Raw genomic sequence first — 17,706 nt, forward strand, 5'->3', positions numbered from 1 at the left:
CCCCGAATAATGGCTGTCCGCCAAAAGCACAAGCCTCATTCTTATCAGTATGCGGTTCATAAATAAAGCCATTTTGATGCTAAAATCCGACCGCCTGGCCGTCGCGCCGGCTGTCGCTGGCGGCGACATAACCGTGGTCGCGATCCGCCGACAGCCGCCAGATAAACTGGCCCGAGCCGAAATCCATATAAGGATCGTTCACCGATTTCAGCCGGTGGCCCATGGCGCGCAGCTGTTCCGCCACCAGCGGATTGACGGTGGCCTCCAGGTCCAGGGTAAAATCACGGTTGACCTTCCAGCGCGGCGCGTCGCAGGCGGCCTGGGGCTGCTGGTGGAAATCCAGCATGCGCACCAGCGTCTGCATATGGCCCTGCGGCTGCATATCGCCGCCCATGACGCCAAAGCTCATCTGCGCCTGGCCGTCTTTGGTCAAAAAGGCCGGGATAATGGTCTGGAACGGGCGCTTGCCGGGCGCCACCACGTTAACCGAACGCGGATCGCTGGAGAACCCGGCGCCCCGGTTTTGCAGGCTGATGCCGTAATCCGGCACCACCACCCCCGAACCGAAGCCCATATAATTGGATTGGATAAACGACACCATCATGCCGCTTTCATCGGCGGTGGCCAGGTAAACGGTGCCGCCGCTGGCGGGCAGGCCGGGCTGCGGATCCGCCGCCCGCGCCGGGTCGATCAGGCGCGCCCGGCCGGCCAGATAGCTTTTATCCAGCATTTGTGACGGCGTCACATCCATGCTGGCCGGATCGGCAACGTAGCGGTAGACATCGGCGAAGGCCAGCTTCATGGCCTCGATTTGCAGATGCTGGGCCGCGGCGCCGTCAAGGGCGAGCCCGGCCAGATCAAAGTGCTCCAGGATGCCGAGGGCGATAAGCGCGGCGATGCCCTGGCCGTTGGGCGGCATTTCATGCACGGTATAACCGCGGTAGTCCTGGCTGATGGGCGTTACCCATTCCGGCTGGTAGGCGGCCAGATCGCCGCGCGTCAGGCTGCCGCCGCTGGCCTGTGACCAGGCGACGATTTTTTCGGCGATTTCGCCTTCATAAAAAGCGCGGCCGCCCTGCCGCGCCAGCAGCCGCAAGCTGCGCGCGGCGGCTGGAAAGACAAATTTTTCGCCGATATCGGGGGCGCCCCCCCCGGGCATAAAGGCGTCGGCAAAACCGGGCTGCCCGGCCAGTAGGGTCACCGCCGCCCGCCATTTCGCCGCCACAATCGGCGCAATGGTCACGCCGCGCTCGGCCACGTCGATGGCGGTCTGCATCAGCCGTTCGAACGGCAGCCGGCCGAAGCGCTGGTGCAGCGCCGTCCAGCCCGCGACGGCGCCCGGTACGGTGACCGAGTCCCAGCCCCGCTCCGGGCGTTTGGCCAGGCCGTTGCCGTCCTCGCCATGACGGCGGCGGAAGTGGGCCAGATCCCAACTGGCCGGCGCCGGACCGGAAGCGTTAAGGCCGTGCAGCCGCGCGCCGTCCCAGACCATGGCGAAGGCGTCGCTGCCCAGGCCGTTGGAGCAGGGTTCCACCACCGTGAGCGTCGCGGCGGCGGCAATGGCCGCATCCACCGCGTTGCCGCCTTCCAGCAGGACGCTGTTGCCGGCCTGGGCGGCGATGGGGTGGGACGTCGCCACCACATTGCGGGCAAATAACGGCGCGCGTACGGTGGGATAGGGGTTATGCCAATTAAATGTCATGCTGTGCTCCCGGCGTGGCCTGGGGGGATGGGTCATCCTGGTGAAGGCGCCGCTCCGCCTCGAGCAGCAGCGCGCGGCGGTCGATCTTATTGGTGCCGGCCAGGGGAAAACTGTCCACCAGCCAGATATGGCGCGGATGCAGGTAGGCCGCGCCGTGGCGCAGGGTAAACGCCTTCAGTTCCCCGGCGCTGGCCTGCCGGCCGGGGCGCAGGATCACCCAGGCCACCGGCTTGGTGCCTTTTATCTCGTCCGCCACCGGCACCACGCAGGCCTGTTGTACCGCGGGATGCCGTTCGATAAGGTGCTCCACTTCGCTCGGGTAGATATTCTCGGCGCCGCTGACGAACATATCGTCCAGCCGGCCGATAAAGGTATAAAACCCCTGGTCGTCGCGGGCGAACACATCGCCGGTGATATAATAACCGTCATCGGTAAACGGCGGCCGCAGGTCCGGACGCTGGTGATAGCCCTGCATCAGGCCCGGGCTTTTCAGCTCCAGAATGCCGCGCGCGGCCTCCCGGCCCTGGGGATCGCGCAAACGCAGGCTAACCTGGGGATGGGCGGCGCCGGCGCTCAGCCGCGGTGTGGGGATGCCCCGCGGATGCGGGCCGAATACCACCGGTCCGCCTTCGGTGGTGCCGTAGGCGTTAATGATGCGCGCCTGCGGCAACAGCTGGCCGATTTGCTGGAACAGGCTGTCGGTTACCGGCGCCGATCCCATGCGCACCACCCTGACGCTGGTTAAATCACTGCGCGCCAGTAAATCCTTTTCCTGCAGCATCATGGCGATCATCGGCGGCACCGCCGTCAGCCAGCTGCAGCGGTAGCGGCTAATGGCGTTGATATAGTCGCGGGCGCTGAACTGCGGCAGCAGCACGGTGGTGACATGGCTGGCCAGCGTTAACAGCGCCAGCGCCAGCGCGTTCATATGGTAAAGCGGGGCGGCGATTAGCACCCGCTCGCCCTCCAGCTCATGGTTCTCAAGGCGGGTACGCACCACCCAGGCATGGCTGGCATGGGTTAAGCGCACGCCTTTGGGCATGCCGGTGGAACCCGAGGTATACAGCAGCAGCGCCAGGTCGTCCGGCCCGGCGGGGAAGGGCGTCAGCTCTCCGGGGTCGATAAAGGCCGCCAGCCCGTCCGCGCCCGCGCCGTCAAACACCACGCGCGGCAGGTCGATCGCCGGCCGGGACAGCTGATCGGCATCGCCCAGCAGCACACGGGCGCCGCTATCGCGCAGGATATTCTCCAGCGTCTCGACCGGAAATTTGAAATTAATCGGGACGGCCACCAGCCCGGCGCGCAGGATGCCCAACAGGCTGGCAATATAATCTATGGAGTTGCGCCCCAGGATGGCGACGCGTTCCCCGGCGCGGTAGCCCCGGGCCAGCAGCGCGCGTCCGATGCCGTCGGCGCGCGCGCCGAGTTCGTCAAAGGTGATTTCCTGCGCGGTGTCGTCCGCCAGCGGGGCGATAAAAGCAATCTGCCCGCCCGGCTGCCGGGTATCGATCATGGCGCCCAGGTTGGTTGTCTGCATCATGGTAAAAACTCGAGTAGGGTGGATAATTCGGGCAGCGCCACCTGTAACCGTCCCGCGCGCCAGCATAGCGGCAGTCCCTGCGCCTCGGCGCCCCGGGCGATGCGCGCCAGATCGCCGCCCAGAAAATGCACGGCGGCAAACATCTCCCGGCCCGCGGCGGGCAACGGCAGTCCATCGAACCGGCGGGCAAAGGCCGCGTAATCGGCGATATGCAAGGCAAAATCACGCCCGGTATCGCCCAGGCGCCGGTATTGACGCCCGCAGTTCTCCACATCGCCGCTGATCACGGTCAGGCCGGTAATGCTTTGGACCTGGTTTTCATGGCTAAGCCATTCGGGACGCCAGACCCATTCGGGGGTGTGGTGCTGGCAAAAGTACACCCGCCCGGCGGGAAAGGTTCCGGCGGCAAGGCGCACCGTGGTGAACCTGGCCAGCCCATGCTCATCGCCGCTGGCCACCTCGCGGGAAAAATCCTGGATCGGCTGCAGGGCAAAACCGGCGTCCGCCAGCGCGCGCGCGGTGCCCCCGGCATCCCGGGTGGCGAACACCAGGCCGTCAATACCCGCCGGACTGTCCAGCAGCTCCTGGCGCAGGCGCCCGCCGTCGGTGGGCAGGCCGACGATTTCAAGATAGCGATCGGCAAACATCATCAGGTAATTAATCGACCCCAATGAATGGTAGCCGCGCGGCGTCAGGGTAAAACCCAGCGCCCGGAACCACTGCGCCGCCCGCTCGGTGGCGAAGTGGGTATTGATAACCAGATGGTCCAACGGGAGGGTCATGATGGTTTCCTAGGCGGTTGCCGTGGCGTACAGTCCGCGCCCGCTGGCCACCAGCCGGCCCTCGCTGTCGAACACCCGCGCCTCGGCGCTGGAAAACTGCTTGCCCACTTTGATCACGGTGCCGACGGCGGTTAAATCCCCTTTTGCCGGACGGTGGTAGTCGACACGCAAATCCAGGGTCGGCACGCCTTTGCCGGTAAACGCCACCAGCGCCCAGTCGGCGGTCAAATCCACCAGGGCGGCCAGGATGCCGCCGTGGGTATAGCCGCCGGCGGGGTTAACCACCCACTCCTCGCGCCAGCGCGCCTTCAGGGTAATTTCGCCCTCGCCGACGGTCAGGACTTCCAGCCCGAGCCATTGATGATACGGGCCTTTTAACAACCGCTCCTGGACTTCGGCGGCGGTGGGGACGGTAATATCGGTCATAATCTGTTCCTTAATAGCATGCAGTCTGCAAACAAAACGGCCGGATGGCGCGGGGCCATAAACTTACCCCGGCCGGCCGGGTCGCGCGCGGCGTTACGGCGCGACAATCACTTTGCCCAGCACCTCGCGATCGCGAATCAGGCGCAGGCCTTCCGCCGCCTGTTCCAGGGGCAAGACCCGGTCGATAACCGGATCGATACGGCCGTCGGCGATCATCGACAGCAGGTCTTCGAGGTTGTCGCGATAGAAGCTGTTGGAACCCTTGATGGTCAGCTCGAAGCTCCAGACATAACGCAGGTCTTCCTGCGGGTCGTAGCCGGCGGTGGCGCCGCACACCAGCAGGATGCCCCCGCGTTTCAGACACTTCAGGGAGGGGCGCCAGGTATCGCCGCCGGTAAAGTTGATCACCACATCGACGCCGCCTTCCGTGGTGCGGCGCTGTGGCTTGCCGTACTGGCCGATGGCCCATTTTGAAAAATCCGTTTCACGGTAATTGACCACATGATCGGCGCCGAGGGCTTTCAGCGCCTGGGCTTTTTCCTCGCTGCCGGCACAGGCGATGACCTCGGCGCCCAGATGCTTGGCCAGGATCACGCAGGCGGTGCCCACGCCGCCGCTGGCGCCCAGGATCAGCACCCGGTCGCCCTTTTTGACGGTATTATGGGTTATCAGCATGCGGTGGGCGGTGCCGTAGGCCACCGGCAGCGCGGCGGCCTGTGCAAAGTCGACGCCGGCCGGAAGCCTGATAAGCTGCAGCGCGTCCACCGCGGCATATTCGGCCATGCCGCCGTCGGTCATTTCACCCATCAGGCCGACGCCGGGCTTTAACGGATTGACCAGCACCCGATCGCCAACGGACCAGCCCTCGACGCCCGCGCCCAGTTCGGTAATGGTGCCCGCCAGATCCAAGCCGATCACCACCGGCAGCGGCACCTTGATGCCGGGCATGCCCTTGACGGTAAACACATCGTGGTAATTAAAGGACGACGCGCCGACGCGCACCACCACATGGCCGGCCGCGGCGACGGGACGCGGCTTGTCGTTCACCACCCGCAGTTGGTCGAGGTCGCCGTGCTGCTCCAGAATTAAGGCTTTCATAACGTTACTCACAGATTGCTCCTGATTACTTGATGGATTTGGCGGCCAGGTAAGGGCGGTTATCGAACAGGCTGTCGTCCAGGTCGCCCTTGATGGCGCCGCTGGCGACAAAGACCTGATGTTCGCGCTTCAGGGTGTCGATATCCGCCGGCTCGAACTCGATACGGTTCATGCTGTCCCAGCGGCTCATGTAGACCTGCGCGTCTTTTTGCGGCAGGTTGGCCTGTTTTTGCAAAATGGCCACCACGGCGTCGGGATTCGCCTTGCCCCAGGCCAGGGTATCGCGCAGCGCGGCAATGACCCGCGCCACGGTGTCGGGATGCTGGTTAATCAGATCGGCGCGCACCGCGCCGACGCCGATATAGGGCAGGGCATCGGTATGGGTCAGCTTTTTCCATTCGCCGGCAAAGCTGCCGATGGAGGTCACCTTCAGTTCGTCAAGCTGGCTGATGGTCAGCGAGCGCAGGGCCGCGGCGTCCACCTGCTTTTGCGCCAGGAACTGCGCCAGGCGCGATTCATTGCCGCCAATCAGCGAGAAATCCGCCGGCTTGATAGCGTAGTTCTGCTGCAAAATGGTGCTGGCGATAACCGCCACTGACGATCCGGCCGGCGACATGCCGACTTTTTTACCCTGTAGCTGCGCCAGGCTGGTTATCGGCGAACCGGCCGGCACCACAAACTGCACGTCGGCCGGCTGGGTGGCGGCGAAGATTTTGATCGGCACGCCTTCTGACGCGGTACTGAACACGCCCGCCAGCGGCGCGCCGAAGGCCAGGTCTATCGATCCCGAGGCCAGCGCCTTGATGGGGGCGTTCACATCGGGAAAATGGATAAATTCGGCGTCGATACCGCGTTTAGCCAGGAAATCCCGGCTTTCCAGCACCGCGCCGTACCCCAGGCTGACGCCGCTGGTCCAGTAGCCGATGCGGACTTTTTCCGCCGCCTGGGAACCCATGGCCAGCAGCGTGCCGGCGGCCAGCGCAGCCGCCATCAATATCTTTTTCATAACGATTATTCCTGTGTGCGTTGTTTCCAGCGGAAAAGATGACGTTCCAGCGGCTTGAGCAGCCCTCCTTCGAGCAACAGCATCATGGCCACCAGCAGTAAGGTCCAGGCGAACACCTGATCGGTTTGCACCAGATCCCCGGCCTGGCGCAGACGGTAGCCGATACCGTCCGAGGCGCCGAGGGTTTCGGCCACCAGCGACACCCGCCAGCCAAAGCCGAAGGCCAGCCGGGCGCCGGAGAAAAAATAGGGCAGGATGGTCGGCAGGTAGATCTTGAAGAGCGTTTGCCAGCGGCCCATGCGAAAACTGCGCGCCAGCTCCACATACTGCGCATCCACGGTTTGCGCGCCCTGCCAGACGTTGGTCAGGATCAGCGGCATGGCGGTCATGAACACCACAAAGATGGTGGTGGCGCCGGAAATGCCGAACCAGATAATGGCGAATATCGCCCAAATGGCCGACGAGACGGTATTGAACACCGCCAGCAGGGGTTCGAAGAACTGCGCCAGCAGCCGGCTGGCGCCGAGCGCCAGGCCGAATACCGTGCCCACTAGCGTCGCCAGCAGAAACCCGGACAAGACGCGGGAGAAGGTGATGCCGATATCGTGCAGCAGGGAATCGCCATGCCACAAGGCTTCCAGCGCCTGCCAGGTCTTCAGCGGTCCCGGCAGCACGAACGACGGCATGCGCTGGGACGCCAGCCACCAGATAACCAGGAACAGGGCAAGCAGCACCAGGCGCTGGCCGATAAGCGTAATCCAGGATGCGGATGATTTCATGTTCACACCTCCAGCCTTAACAGGCGCGACTGTTCCGCAACCGCGCGCTCGGTGGGCACGCGGGGATGGGGCAGCGACATCTCGATGATTTTATGAATACGGCCGGGGTTGGGTTTGAGCAGCACTACCCGATCGGCCAGCACCACCGCCTCTTCCACGTCATGGGTGACCATCACCACGGTAACGCCTTTCAACTGCTGGATACGCAGCAGTTCGTTATGCATCACGCCGCGGGTTTGCGGATCGAGCTTGGAAAAGGGCTCGTCCATCAATAAAATTTCCGGCTCCACCACCAGGCTGCGCGCCAGGGCCACCCGGCTGCGCATGCCGCCGGAGAGCTGATGCGGCCAGGCGTGGCGAAAATCATGCAGCCCCACCAGCCGCAGCGCGTCGTCGACCTTTACCGCGCGCTCGGCGCGCGTCAGCCGGGTATTCTCCAGCCCGAAATTAACGTTTTGCTGCACGCTGCGCCAGGGCAGCAAGCGGTCCTCCTGGAACAAATAGGCCACTTTCTCCCAATGGTCGAAGCGGGCGGCGGACTGGCCCTGGATAAAAACATCGCCCTCGTCGGGGGTCAGCAATCCGGAGAGGATATTGAGCAGGGTGCTTTTGCCGCATCCCGAGGCGCCGAGCAGGGCGAGGATTTCCCCCTCGCGTACCGCCAGGGAAATATTGTCCAATACCCGCAGCTGGCCGAAACGCTTGCCGATGCCTTCGGCGCGGATAATTTCCCCCGCCGCGGCATCCTGGGACCGCGCCGCCAACGTCATCAATGGCGGGTTCATAAGGACATGCTCCGCTCGAGGATCGGCAGGATCGCGCCGCCTTTGCTGAGCGTGGCGTAGACCTTTTCCATCGTCATCACCTGGAAGGTCTCGATATGGCGGCGTGCGATGGTCTCCACCCGCCGGGCATCGCCATCGATAAACGCCTGAATCATGGCGTTATGATCGTGCTTGATCTCGGGTTTGGTTTTCTGCACGTTAAAGCCCAGCGCCACCAGCCGCGACATTTCATCCATAAGGCTCGACAGGGTGCGGATCAGGTGGTTATTGCCCGACGCCCGGGCGATGGCCAGGTGAAAGCGCTTGTTGGCGTTCATAAAAACATCGATCTGTTCCGGCAACGGCGCATGCAGCTCCACACGGCAGGCCGCCTCCAGCTCGCGCAGTTCCTGGATATCGACACGGCCTACCGCCAGCCGCGCCGCCAGCGGTTCCAGCTGGACGCGCAGGGTGAAAATCTCCTCGACGTCCTGCACGGTAATCGGCGCGATGCGGTACCCTTTGCGCGGACGCGATTCAACCAGATGCTCATGGCACAGCCTCGCCAGCGCCACGCGGCAACTGCTTTTGCCGATGGCATAATTTTCCATCAGCTCCGGTTCGGTAATCATGGAGCCCGGCAGCAGGCGGCAGCAAAGAATGTCGTGCCTGATGCGGTTATAGGCGACATCACCCAGGGGTAAATCCGCTGTCTTGCTTAATAATGGCATGTGACCGTCTCTTCCTCTGCTTGTGAGCTGCTCACTGATTAACTCTGGGGCGCTTAATAAACCGCAGTGTAGGATGAGTTAAGCGCGGTGATCCAATATGAAAAAGTGATATCTTATGCCGAAAATAAGCTAATCTGAGCAGCTCACAATATCGCGCCGACCCATGGCGGGACTTCAGATAAATATCGGCTATCGTCAGCAATGAATGTTATTTGACGGCCCGGGCCGCCTGCCGCTTTAGTATTAAGACGCAAGCTAAAGGGGTATTAAAATGACGCATTTTGTTGACCTGCCCGGCGCCGGCCGGAACCGAAGCCGAAGCCGTAAAGTGGCGTTTGCCGCGTTTATCGGCACCACCGTGGAATGGTATGATTTTTATATTTACAGTACCGCCGCGGCGCTGATTTTCAGCCATACCTTTTTTCCGCCTTCATCCAATCCACTGTCCGGTTTGTTGGGATCGTTCGCCGCTTATGGCGTGGGCTTTTTTGCGCGCCCGCTGGGCGGTATCATTGCCGGCCATTTCGGCGATCGGGTCGGGCGCAAACGGGTGCTGGTCTCCTCCCTGGTTTTAATGGGCGTCGCGACGCTGCTGACCGGGTTATTGCCTACTTATGCCGTCGCCGGACTGTGGGCCACCGTCCTGCTGGTCTTGCTGCGGTTGCTGCAGGGTATCGCGACGGGGGCGGAATGGGGCGGCGCCTCGCTGCTGTCGGTCGAGCACGCCACGCCGAAAAACCGGGGATTTTTAGGCTCTTTCACGCAAATCGGCTCGGCGGCCGGCATGCTGCTGGCGTCGGGCACGTTTCTTATCGTCAGGGCGTCGATCAGCGCGGACGCCTTTGCCGCCTGGGGTTGGCGGCTGCCTTTTTTGTTCAGCATCGTGCTTATCGGCATCGGTATTTTCGTCCGCCTGCGTATTGACGAACCCGAGGCTTTTTTGCGCGCCAAGGCCGCCGGGAAAATACAGCGCTTTCCCGTGGCGCAGGCGATCCGCCGGCATCCGCGCGGGTTGCTGGTCACCATCGGATTACGCCTGGCGCAGCCGGCGATGTATGCCATCCTAACCACGTACGCGCTGAGCTACCTGGTATTAAAACGCGGCGACGCCACCATGGCGCTGACCGCCGTTCTGGTCGGTTCCGCGGCGGCGATTATCGCCACGCCTTTCTGGGCGCTGCTCTCCGACAAAATCGGCCGCCGCGCGCCGGCGGTCTTCGGCATCCTGGGCATCGGCATTCTGGTCTGGCCGTTCTTTTGGTTTTTGGACCACGGCAATCTGACGTTTCTGCCGCTGGTGGTGGCCGTGGCGCTGGCGGTGTTCGACGCTGCGATATATGGACCGGGCGCGGCCTGGTTTTCGGAGCAATTTCCCATCGAGGTGCGCTACAGCGGCGTCTCCATCGGTTATCAGGTAGGGACGCTTATCTCCGGCGGCCTGACGCCATTTATCGCCACCTATCTGTTTTCGGTGGGTGACGGTTCGCCCTGGCTTATCAGCGCCTATATCTCGTTTTACGCCCTGTTAAGCCTGATTGCCGCCTTCGCCGCGCAAGATCCGGTGCGGGATGGCCGTAACGCGGCACGCGCCGCGCCGGCGGGCGCCGTCTCGTTAGATGCCGAGGATCTCGCATGAGCCATCAACATGATGCCGATATTTTGGCGACGCTTGAGGCCGCCAGTCCGCATGCCGCGGCGTTCAGAAACCTGTCCCGCAGGCATTGGAACAATGGGGCGCTAAGCAGCAGGGATAAACATCTGGTGGCGGTGGCGGTCGCGCAGGTGACGCGCTGTGCTTATTGTATTGAACACCATGCGCGGTTGGCGCGCCGGCTGGGCGCCGTCAGGAACGACGTCTTGGCCGCCGCCTATATCACCGCGGCGCTGGAAACACTGCCGGGCGGCGATATCGATATTAGCGCGGACGGCGCTATTAGTGTGCGATCATCGCCGTTGAGCGGACTGCCGGTGGAGAACGACCGCACTATTTTCGTTAATACCCTGCTGAGGGAACCGACGCTGCCGCTGCCGCTGCGTTATGTGACCGCCGCCGCGGTGGCCCTGGCCAAAGAGCGGGAAGGGCTGCGGCTGGCGTTTCACCAGGCGGCGCTGCGGGCCGGGGCGCTGCCGCAGGCGCTGGAAGAGGGGTATGCGGTGGCGTTGGTGCTCCGGGCCGGAGCGGTATACGCGCATACGCTGGGCATTGCGAAAGCGTTCGAATAAACCCGCGCGCAGCCCGGGTCAGGCGCCGGCTTCGGCCCCCAGCAGCGCCAAGGCCCGGGTGCGCAAGGCGATAAGCGTGGGATGATTACGCCTGCGCGGATAGGGCAGTGCGACCGGGATGGTTTCCAGGATACGCGCGGGACGCGGTCCGAACACCACGACCCGGTTGGCCATCAGCAGCGCTTCCTCCACGTCGTGGGTGACCATCAGCACGCTGTAGCGCTTTTCCCGCCACAGGCCGACCAGTTCCCCCTGCATACGGATGCGCGTCAGCGAGTCCAGCTTGCCCAGCGGTTCGTCCAGGATCAACAGACGCGGGTCGTTGACCAGCGCGCGGGCCAACGCCGCGCGCTGCGCCATGCCGCCCGAAAGCTGCCGGGGATAGGCCTGGGCAAACTGCGCCAGCCCCACGCGTTCCAGCACCCCATCGACCCGCCGCCGGCCCCGTTCGTTAAGTAATCCCTGCGCCTGCAGGCCCAGCGCCACGTTTTGCCAGACGGTGCGCCAGGGAAACAGCGTGGGATCCTGGAATACCACCACCCGCGCCGGATCGGGCCGCCGAATAGGCTCGCCGTCTTCCAGCAGTTGGCCGGAAAGCGGATTTTCCAGGCCGGCCACCAGCCTGAGCAGGGTGGATTTGCCGCAGCCCGACGGTCCCAGCAGCGCGATAAACTCGCCGGGCGCCACGCTGATTGAGACCTGCTCCAATACCGGCAATAGCCCGCCGCCAAGATCAAAACCATGGCTGACCCGGTTTATATCCAGTCGCAGACCGGCGCCGGCGCCTGACGGCGTAAAGGTGGACGGAGCGTCGGGCTTATTGATGATCAGGGTCATATGCTGTTTCCTTAAATAAATAGCGAAAGCTTATTGCCGCATAACGATAATTACTTTATGCATATATATCCGGCACTTTTTTCTTCCCCTAACGTAACGCGGTAAAAATTCCATCACAAGCGCACCTATGGTCTAATTAATTATATTTAATTCCAGAATGATATTTACTTATTGAGAATTGCAGCGTAGTTATATTGTCACTTCATCTGCTGAATTAAACGTTTTAGCCGGCAAAGGTAAACGTTAATAATATGCTAAATATCGCCAAACATTGTTAATTGATAATAACATTTATTCCCTGTCAGGCAGCTTAAATGAGAATGGGTTTGATTAATATACTTTATGGCTACACACATTTGAGTATATTCATTGGGAACGCATTTATAAAGAATAAAAACGCATATACCCGCAGCGGATAATGTCGCCGTCATTTTTTGGCTTCTTTATCGGCCAGGCTATATCGCCAAAAATTACCGGGAGGTTATATGACATCCGAGGCATGGGAGCCGGCGGCCTCGTCCGCCGCGGCAGTCTCTGCGCGAGGGCAAGGGCAGGACTTGGGGTTCTGGACCATGGGCTTTTGCGCCGCCGTCGCCTGGGGCGCGGTGGCGGCGCTGATGATTCTCTGGCCGGATAAACCGGTCGGTTTTGCCCGCCCGCTTTATATTGCGCAAACGCACGCCCTGGCGGCGGGCATCGCCCTGTTATTATTATTGTTTTCCCTGGGAGAACGCCTGCCGCTGCTGCGCTTGATTATCGCCCCGCTAACGCGCCATGTCCGGTCCGGCGGTAAATGGTTTTTTGCCCTGGCGCTGTTTGTCGCGGCCTGGGAGGTGTCGACCGCCAAGCTGGCATGGCTGCCGGCGCCGTTTTTCGCGCCGCCGCATGCGCTGGTGGAAGCCTACGCCACCGATTGGCTCCGGCTGGGCGACAGTCTGCTGCACTCCCTGCGTTTGCTGTTCTTCGGTTTTTTATTCGGCAGCCTGAGCGGATTTTTAACCGGCGTCGCCATCGGCTGTTCAAAAAGTCTGGGATATTGGCTGCACCCGATATTACGGTTTCTTGGGCCGGTGCCGTCAACGGCGTTATTACCGCTGACGCTTTATTTCTTTCCTTCCAGCTTTTCGGCGGCGATATTCCTGATTGCCCTGGCCACCTGGTTTCCGGTGACGGTATTAACCTGGTCCGGCGTGGCGAGCGTCGATAAAAGTTATTTTGACGTGGCCCGCACCCTGGGCGCCAAACCCCTGTTTCTTATTACCCGGGTGGTTATTCCAGCGGCGCTGCCGCATGTGTTCGTCGGCCTGTTCATGGGGCTGGGCGCCTCTTTTTCGGTACTGGTGGCCGCCGAAATGATGGGGGTGAAATCAGGCCTGGGCTGGTATTTGCAATGGGCGCAGGGTTGGGCCGCTTATTCCAATATGTACGGCGCGCTGATTGTAATGGCGTTATTATTTTCCACCTTGATAACGGTGCTGTTCGCCGTGCGCGATCGTTTGCTGGCCTGGCAGAGCGGGGCGGTGAAATGGTAATTATTGCGGGTTTCGGCACCCATAAATAACGCCGCAAATCGTATTTTTTATATTTTCTTTCGGGAGTCATGATGGCGAATATTAAGGTTACAAGACGGCATTTTTTGCAATCGGCGGGCGTATTGGGCGGCGTGGCCCTGGGCGGAGGGCTATTCTCCGGCTTACCCCTGGCCCGGGCCGTGGGCGCACCCGTCGCCGCGCCGCTGAAAACCGTGCGCATCGCCTGGCATCAGGCCGGCATTTGCCAGGCGCCGATTTCAGTGGCCTATAAAAAGGGGTTTTTCACCAAGTACGGCTTGCAGGTGGAAACGGTCAACTTTACCGACGGCGATACCCCGCTGGTCGCGCTGTCAACCGGCCAGGCCGAGGCCGGCATCGGCATGGCGCTGCGCTGGCTAAAACCCCTGGAGCAGGGGTTTGACGTCGCCCTGACCGTGGGTACCCACGGCGGCTGCATGCGGCTTATCACCGCCAAAAACAGCGGCATTACCCAGGTGCGGGATCTGGTGGGGAAGGCGGTGGCGGTAAGCGACCAGGCAAGCCCGGTAAAAAACTTTTTCGCCATCCAGCTGGCTAAACAGGGATTCCATCCCGACAGCGATGTCAATTGGGTACAATATCCCGAACAGTTGTCCGGCGAGGCGCTGCGCAAGGGCGAGGTACAGGCGATTGCCGCCACCGACCCGCAGGGCTGGCTGATCCGTGAACGCGACGATCTGTTCGAGGTGGCCACCAACCTCAGCGGCGCTTACCATGATCGCACCTGCTGTGTACTGGCGCTAAGCGGCGCGCTGGTGCGCAACGACCCCGGGACCGCCCGGGCGATAACCCAGGCGGTGGTCGACGCCCAGCAGTGGGCGGTGGATAATCCTGAAGAAACCGCCGAGATCTTCGCGCCTTTTCTGCCCAGCACCATCAGCGCGGCGCAGGTCAAGGCCATCCTCGCCGAGCATACCCACGGCCACCACACCACCGGCCATCATCTGCGCGCCGAGCTGGCGGCCTACGTGGATGAACTGAAAACCATTAACGTCATCCGGGCCGATACCGATACCCGTACGTTTATCAATAAAACGGTGCCCGATATTTTAAGCGCGTGACGCCGTCAACCGGCGGTGAGTAAAAATTCCGCCAGCACCATGGCGTGGTTGCGCAGCGTATCCCGCGAGGCATAAAGTAACGTGACATCCCCCGTGGCGGCGCGCGTAGCCAGGGGGCGCCACGCCGCCTCATTGTCCCGCAGCTCCTGGCGGTAAGCGGCGCGGAAACCGTCATAGTCCAGCAAAGAGGCATGAAACGCCTGCCGCAACGCCTGCGACGGCGCGACCTCTTTGCACCATAAATCCATCGGCAGGGCGTTTTTTTTCACCCCGCGCGGCCACAATCGATCAACCAATACCCGGTAGCCGTCGCCGGGTTCAACCGGTTCATAAACGCGTTTGCAATAAATCATCCCGCCTCCGTCGCGACCAGCGCGGTATCGCCTTGGGTGCCGTACCGCGCATGCCTTATTATGCGCAGCGTTCCCGCCGCCCCGCCATCATGCAGCAGCGCCGGCGGCGAAAGCAATATCACCGCGCCGGTTAAACAGCGGCGCGCGCGATGCCGTTATCCCTGAACAAGGTTTTTCAGCCTGCCCGGGTCCTGGCCGGCGCTTTTGCTTTACCCCGCCGGCGGCCGACAGGAAGGCGCTGACCAGCATGGCGTGCGTCAGGCGCGCCGGCCGGCTTCCAGGGTCTGCGCGGTCCAGGCCGCCACCTGTTCACTCAGCGTCAAGCCAAGACCGGGACGGGTGGGCACCAGCATGCGGCCGTCCTTGATCGCCAGGCGTTCATTAAACAGCGGTTCCAGCCATTCAAAATGCTCCACCCAGGGTTCGGTCGGATAAGCCGCCGCGAGGTGCACATGCAGCTCCATGGCGAAATGCGGGGCAATCATCAGGCCGGCATGCTCGGCCAGCGCGGCCACCTTCAGGTATGGCGTAATGCCGCCGACTCTCGGGGCATCGGGCATCAGGTAATCCGCCGCGCGGTTTTTGATAAATTCCCAATGCTCGGCGACGCTGGTCAGCATCTCGCCGGTGGCGATGGGCGTGTCAAACTGCGCCGCCAGGGCCGCGTGGCCTTCCGCGTCGTAACAATCAAGCGGCTCCTCGATCCAGATAAGGTTCAGCGCTTCGAAATGGCGGCACATACGCTGCGCGGTGGGGCGGTCCCACTGCTGGTTGGCGTCCACCATCAGCGGGAAGCTGTCGCCAAGATGCTTGCGGATGGCGCTGACCCGCTGAATATCCAGCGCGCAATCGGGCTGGCCGACTTTCAGCTTGATGCCGCCGATGCCCTTTTCCCGCGAGATGTCGGTGTTTTTCATCAGTTGATCGAGGGGCGTGTGCAAGAAACCACCCGAGGTGTTATAGCAGCGCACCGAATCGCGCTGCGCGCCCAGCAGACGCGCCAGCGACAGGTTGGCCCGTTTGGCCTTCAGGTCCCATAGCGCCACGTCAAAGGCGCCGATGGCCTGGGTGGCCAGCCCGCTGCGCCCGACCGACGCGCCGGCCCAGCACAGCTTGTCCCACAGTTTGGCGATATCGCTGGGGTTCTCGCCGATAAGCACCGGCGCAATTTCGCCGGCGTGGGCGAACTGGCCGGGTCCGCCGGCCCGTTTTGAATAACTGAAACCCAGTCCTTGATGGCCGTCGCGGGTTTCGATTTCGGCAAATAAAATGGCGATTTCGGTCATGGGTTTTTGCCGGCCGGTAAGCACCTTGGCATCGCTTATCGGATTGGCCAGAGGCAGGAATACCGAGGAAACGCGTACCCAGCTGATGGTATCGTTATCCGCGCATTGAGCAGTGGATGGGGTAATGGACATCATACATTCTCCTGTGAAAGGGATAAAAGTTAGGATTGTTTTGAACCGGCGGCGAAATGTCCGGCGCCGGGCGTCGCCGCGTCCTCGCTGTCGAGGCGGCGCAGCCGGCCGACGATAACCAGATAGGCGAAGGCGCCGAGCAGGCCCATGGCGGCGACATACACCAGCGCCCAATCAAATGAACCGAATTGCTTGATCATCACGCCGATGGCGATGGGGGTAACGATGCTGGCCAGGTTGCCGCACAGGTTAAACATGCCGCCGCTGATGCCCAGGGCGTGCCGGGGGGAGACATCGCCGACGATGCACCAGCCGAGGTTGCCCACGCCTTTGGCGAAAAACGCCAGCGACATCACGGCGATGATCAGCGGAACGGATTGCACATAGTTGGCGATAACGATGCTGCTGGATAATAACAGGCCGCAGATAATGGGGGTTTTCCGTGCCGCGGTCAGGCTGAAACCGCGGCGCAGCATCCAGTCGGACCAGGCGCCGCCGACGATACCGCCAAGACAGCCGGCCACCGCCGGGATGGCCGCCGCCAGTCCCACCTTGAGGATGGTCATGCCTTTGGCCTCGATAAGATAGGTGGGAAACCAGGTCAGGAAGAACCAGGTGATGGAGGTCAGGCAAAACTGCCCCAGGTAGATGCCGAGCATCATGCGATTAGCGCCGATGGTCCTGATCTGGCGCCAGCTGAACGGCGTCGGCGCCTCGCCGATGGACGCCAGGCCGCCGCCGCCTTCGATATAATCCAGCTCCGCCTGATTGACCCGTTTATGTCTGGCCGGGTCCCGCACCACATAAAACCACAGCAGGCCGATCAGGATGCCGGTACCGCCGGTAAAGAAAAACACATGCTGCCAGCCCCAGGTACTGAGCAGCCATAGCATGACAGGGGTGAAAATCGCCAGCGCGGCGTACTGCGCGGACTGGAATACCGCGGTGGCCATGCCGCGCTCGTGCCCGGGGAACCACATCACCGTCAGCCGGTTGTTGGCGGGGAAGGCCGGTGATTCCGCAATGCCCATCAAAAAGCGCAGGACAAACAACGCCAGCAGCGCGGAGCTGAACATATCGACAAAACCCTGCAGAAAGGTCAGCACCGACCAGGCGATCAGGCTGATGCCCAGCACCAGGCGCGAGCCGAAACGATCGAGGATGATGCCGCCTGGAATCTGCATGCCGGTGTAAGCCCAGCCAAAGGCGGAGAAGGCGATGCCCATCGACACGGCGTCGAACCCCAGATCTTTGCGCAACATGGGCGCGGCGATGGACAGGGTGGCACGATCAACATAATTAAAAATGGTCACGAGAAAAATCATCGCGAGTATCAAATAGCGAACATTCGTCTTCGCCGGGACGGTGTTATTGTTCACGTTATTTCCTTTTTGTAGGGTACCAGGCGGCGCTGG

Annotated in this window: 17 protein-coding genes; 4 read left to right on the top strand and 13 right to left on the bottom strand. The window is 62.0% G+C overall.

The features are described 5' to 3' along the window. Positions 1-79: 79 nt before the first annotated feature. The 9 genes from ABUK12_RS01760 to ABUK12_RS01800 all read right to left on the bottom strand — a co-directional run bounded on the left by ABUK12_RS01760 (position 80) and on the right by ABUK12_RS01800 (position 8,828). Positions 80-1,702: a gamma-glutamyltransferase family protein gene (locus ABUK12_RS01760; RefSeq protein WP_410014669.1), complete on the bottom strand. Its 1,623-nt coding sequence runs from the start codon at positions 1,700-1,702 to the stop codon at positions 80-82. Continuing rightward, on the bottom strand, positions 1,692-3,242 hold the full coding sequence (locus tag ABUK12_RS01765; protein ID WP_410014670.1) for a class I adenylate-forming enzyme family protein: 1,551 nt from the start codon (positions 3,240-3,242) through the stop codon (positions 1,692-1,694). Before ABUK12_RS01765 ends, ABUK12_RS01760 begins: the two co-directional genes overlap by 11 nt. Next, positions 3,239-4,024, bottom strand: coding sequence for a VOC family protein (locus tag ABUK12_RS01770; protein WP_410014671.1), 786 nt, complete (start codon positions 4,022-4,024; stop codon positions 3,239-3,241). Before ABUK12_RS01770 ends, ABUK12_RS01765 begins: the two co-directional genes overlap by 4 nt. Before the next feature lie 9 nt (positions 4,025-4,033). Continuing rightward, entirely contained in the window at positions 4,034-4,450 is a 417-nt protein-coding gene (locus tag ABUK12_RS01775) for a PaaI family thioesterase (RefSeq protein ID WP_331122548.1), read from the bottom strand. Positions 4,451-4,543: 93 nt separating this feature from the next. Continuing rightward, positions 4,544-5,560 (bottom strand): zinc-binding alcohol dehydrogenase family protein, encoded by a 1,017-nt coding sequence (locus ABUK12_RS01780; protein ID WP_410014672.1) that lies wholly within the window; start codon positions 5,558-5,560, stop codon positions 4,544-4,546. Between the two features lie 13 nt (positions 5,561-5,573). Beyond that, positions 5,574-6,554: an ABC transporter substrate-binding protein gene (locus ABUK12_RS01785; RefSeq protein ID WP_410014673.1), complete on the bottom strand. Its 981-nt coding sequence runs from the start codon at positions 6,552-6,554 to the stop codon at positions 5,574-5,576. Positions 6,555-6,559: 5 nt separating this feature from the next. Then, entirely contained in the window at positions 6,560-7,333 is a 774-nt protein-coding gene (locus ABUK12_RS01790) for an ABC transporter permease (RefSeq protein ID WP_410014674.1), read from the bottom strand. A 2-nt stretch (positions 7,334-7,335) separates the two neighbouring features. Then, positions 7,336-8,118 carry an ABC transporter ATP-binding protein gene (locus tag ABUK12_RS01795; protein WP_410014675.1) on the bottom strand — a complete coding sequence of 261 codons (783 nt, stop codon included), beginning with the start codon at positions 8,116-8,118 and terminating at the stop codon, positions 7,336-7,338. Beyond that, positions 8,115-8,828, bottom strand: a complete 714-nt coding sequence (locus tag ABUK12_RS01800; RefSeq protein WP_410014676.1) for a GntR family transcriptional regulator — start codon at positions 8,826-8,828, stop codon at positions 8,115-8,117. The genes ABUK12_RS01795 and ABUK12_RS01800 overlap by 4 nt, the downstream gene beginning before the upstream one ends. Before the next feature lie 271 nt (positions 8,829-9,099). Here ABUK12_RS01800 and ABUK12_RS01805 point away from each other — a divergent pair, with 271 nt between their 5' ends. Beyond that, a complete protein-coding gene (locus ABUK12_RS01805) occupies positions 9,100-10,464 on the top strand; it encodes an MFS transporter (RefSeq protein ID WP_410014677.1) in 1,365 nt (454 codons plus the stop codon). Then, the gene (locus tag ABUK12_RS01810) at positions 10,461-11,051 is read left to right on the top strand and encodes a carboxymuconolactone decarboxylase family protein (protein ID WP_410014678.1); all 591 of its coding nucleotides are present in this window, start codon (positions 10,461-10,463) and stop codon (positions 11,049-11,051) included. Before ABUK12_RS01805 ends, ABUK12_RS01810 begins: the two co-directional genes overlap by 4 nt. An 18-nt stretch (positions 11,052-11,069) precedes the next feature. On the opposite strand, the gene ABUK12_RS01815 is transcribed toward ABUK12_RS01810, so the two are convergent. Further along, positions 11,070-11,882, bottom strand: coding sequence for an ABC transporter ATP-binding protein (locus tag ABUK12_RS01815; RefSeq protein WP_410016799.1), 813 nt, complete (start codon positions 11,880-11,882; stop codon positions 11,070-11,072). A gap of 491 nt (positions 11,883-12,373) precedes the next feature. On the opposite strand from ABUK12_RS01815, the gene ABUK12_RS01820 reads away from it, so the two are divergent. Continuing rightward, positions 12,374-13,420 carry an ABC transporter permease gene (locus ABUK12_RS01820; RefSeq protein ID WP_410014679.1) on the top strand — a complete coding sequence of 349 codons (1,047 nt, stop codon included), beginning with the start codon at positions 12,374-12,376 and terminating at the stop codon, positions 13,418-13,420. A gap of 68 nt (positions 13,421-13,488) precedes the next feature. Continuing rightward, the gene (locus ABUK12_RS01825) at positions 13,489-14,520 is read left to right on the top strand and encodes an ABC transporter substrate-binding protein (protein WP_410014680.1); all 1,032 of its coding nucleotides are present in this window, start codon (positions 13,489-13,491) and stop codon (positions 14,518-14,520) included. 5 nt (positions 14,521-14,525) lie between these two features. Here the strand turns inward: ABUK12_RS01825 and ABUK12_RS01830 are convergent, their stop codons facing one another. From ABUK12_RS01830 to ABUK12_RS01840, 3 genes are all read right to left on the bottom strand, one after another. Further along, the gene (locus ABUK12_RS01830) at positions 14,526-14,873 is read right to left on the bottom strand and encodes a DUF488 domain-containing protein (RefSeq protein ID WP_410014681.1); all 348 of its coding nucleotides are present in this window, start codon (positions 14,871-14,873) and stop codon (positions 14,526-14,528) included. A 257-nt stretch (positions 14,874-15,130) separates the two neighbouring features. Beyond that, on the bottom strand, positions 15,131-16,294 hold the full coding sequence (locus tag ABUK12_RS01835) for an L-talarate/galactarate dehydratase (protein ID WP_410014682.1): 1,164 nt from the start codon (positions 16,292-16,294) through the stop codon (positions 15,131-15,133). Between the two features lie 26 nt (positions 16,295-16,320). Beyond that, positions 16,321-17,616 carry an MFS transporter gene (locus tag ABUK12_RS01840; RefSeq protein WP_410016800.1) on the bottom strand — a complete coding sequence of 432 codons (1,296 nt, stop codon included), beginning with the start codon at positions 17,614-17,616 and terminating at the stop codon, positions 16,321-16,323. Positions 17,617-17,706: the final 90 nt, after the last annotated feature.

The organism is Sodalis sp. C49, from assembly GCF_046352915.1.
Classification (GTDB): Bacteria; Pseudomonadota; Gammaproteobacteria; order Enterobacterales; family Enterobacteriaceae; genus Acerihabitans.

Bases quoted from the DNA above. Each gene is read 5' to 3' on its own strand.
- ABUK12_RS01820 (WP_410014679.1), top strand. From the start codon at position 12,374: ATGACATCCGAGGCATGGGAGCCGGCGGCCTCGTCCGCCGCGGCAGTC.
- ABUK12_RS01765 (WP_410014670.1), bottom strand. From the start codon at position 3,242: ATGATGCAGACAACCAACCTGGGCGCCATGATCGATACCCGGCAGCCG.
- ABUK12_RS01760 (WP_410014669.1), bottom strand. From the start codon at position 1,702: ATGACATTTAATTGGCATAACCCCTATCCCACCGTACGCGCGCCGTTA.
- ABUK12_RS01795 (WP_410014675.1), bottom strand. From the start codon at position 8,118: ATGAACCCGCCATTGATGACGTTGGCGGCGCGGTCCCAGGATGCCGCG.
- ABUK12_RS01810 (WP_410014678.1), top strand. From the start codon at position 10,461: ATGAGCCATCAACATGATGCCGATATTTTGGCGACGCTTGAGGCCGCC.
- ABUK12_RS01830 (WP_410014681.1), bottom strand. From the start codon at position 14,873: ATGATTTATTGCAAACGCGTTTATGAACCGGTTGAACCCGGCGACGGC.
- ABUK12_RS01840 (WP_410016800.1), bottom strand. From the start codon at position 17,616: ATGATTTTTCTCGTGACCATTTTTAATTATGTTGATCGTGCCACCCTG.
- ABUK12_RS01770 (WP_410014671.1), bottom strand. From the start codon at position 4,024: ATGACCCTCCCGTTGGACCATCTGGTTATCAATACCCACTTCGCCACC.
- ABUK12_RS01835 (WP_410014682.1), bottom strand. From the start codon at position 16,294: ATGATGTCCATTACCCCATCCACTGCTCAATGCGCGGATAACGATACC.
- ABUK12_RS01775 (WP_331122548.1), bottom strand. From the start codon at position 4,450: ATGACCGATATTACCGTCCCCACCGCCGCCGAAGTCCAGGAGCGGTTG.
- ABUK12_RS01800 (WP_410014676.1), bottom strand. From the start codon at position 8,828: ATGCCATTATTAAGCAAGACAGCGGATTTACCCCTGGGTGATGTCGCC.
- ABUK12_RS01790 (WP_410014674.1), bottom strand. From the start codon at position 7,333: ATGAAATCATCCGCATCCTGGATTACGCTTATCGGCCAGCGCCTGGTG.
- ABUK12_RS01785 (WP_410014673.1), bottom strand. From the start codon at position 6,554: ATGAAAAAGATATTGATGGCGGCTGCGCTGGCCGCCGGCACGCTGCTG.
- ABUK12_RS01825 (WP_410014680.1), top strand. From the start codon at position 13,489: ATGATGGCGAATATTAAGGTTACAAGACGGCATTTTTTGCAATCGGCG.
- ABUK12_RS01805 (WP_410014677.1), top strand. From the start codon at position 9,100: ATGACGCATTTTGTTGACCTGCCCGGCGCCGGCCGGAACCGAAGCCGA.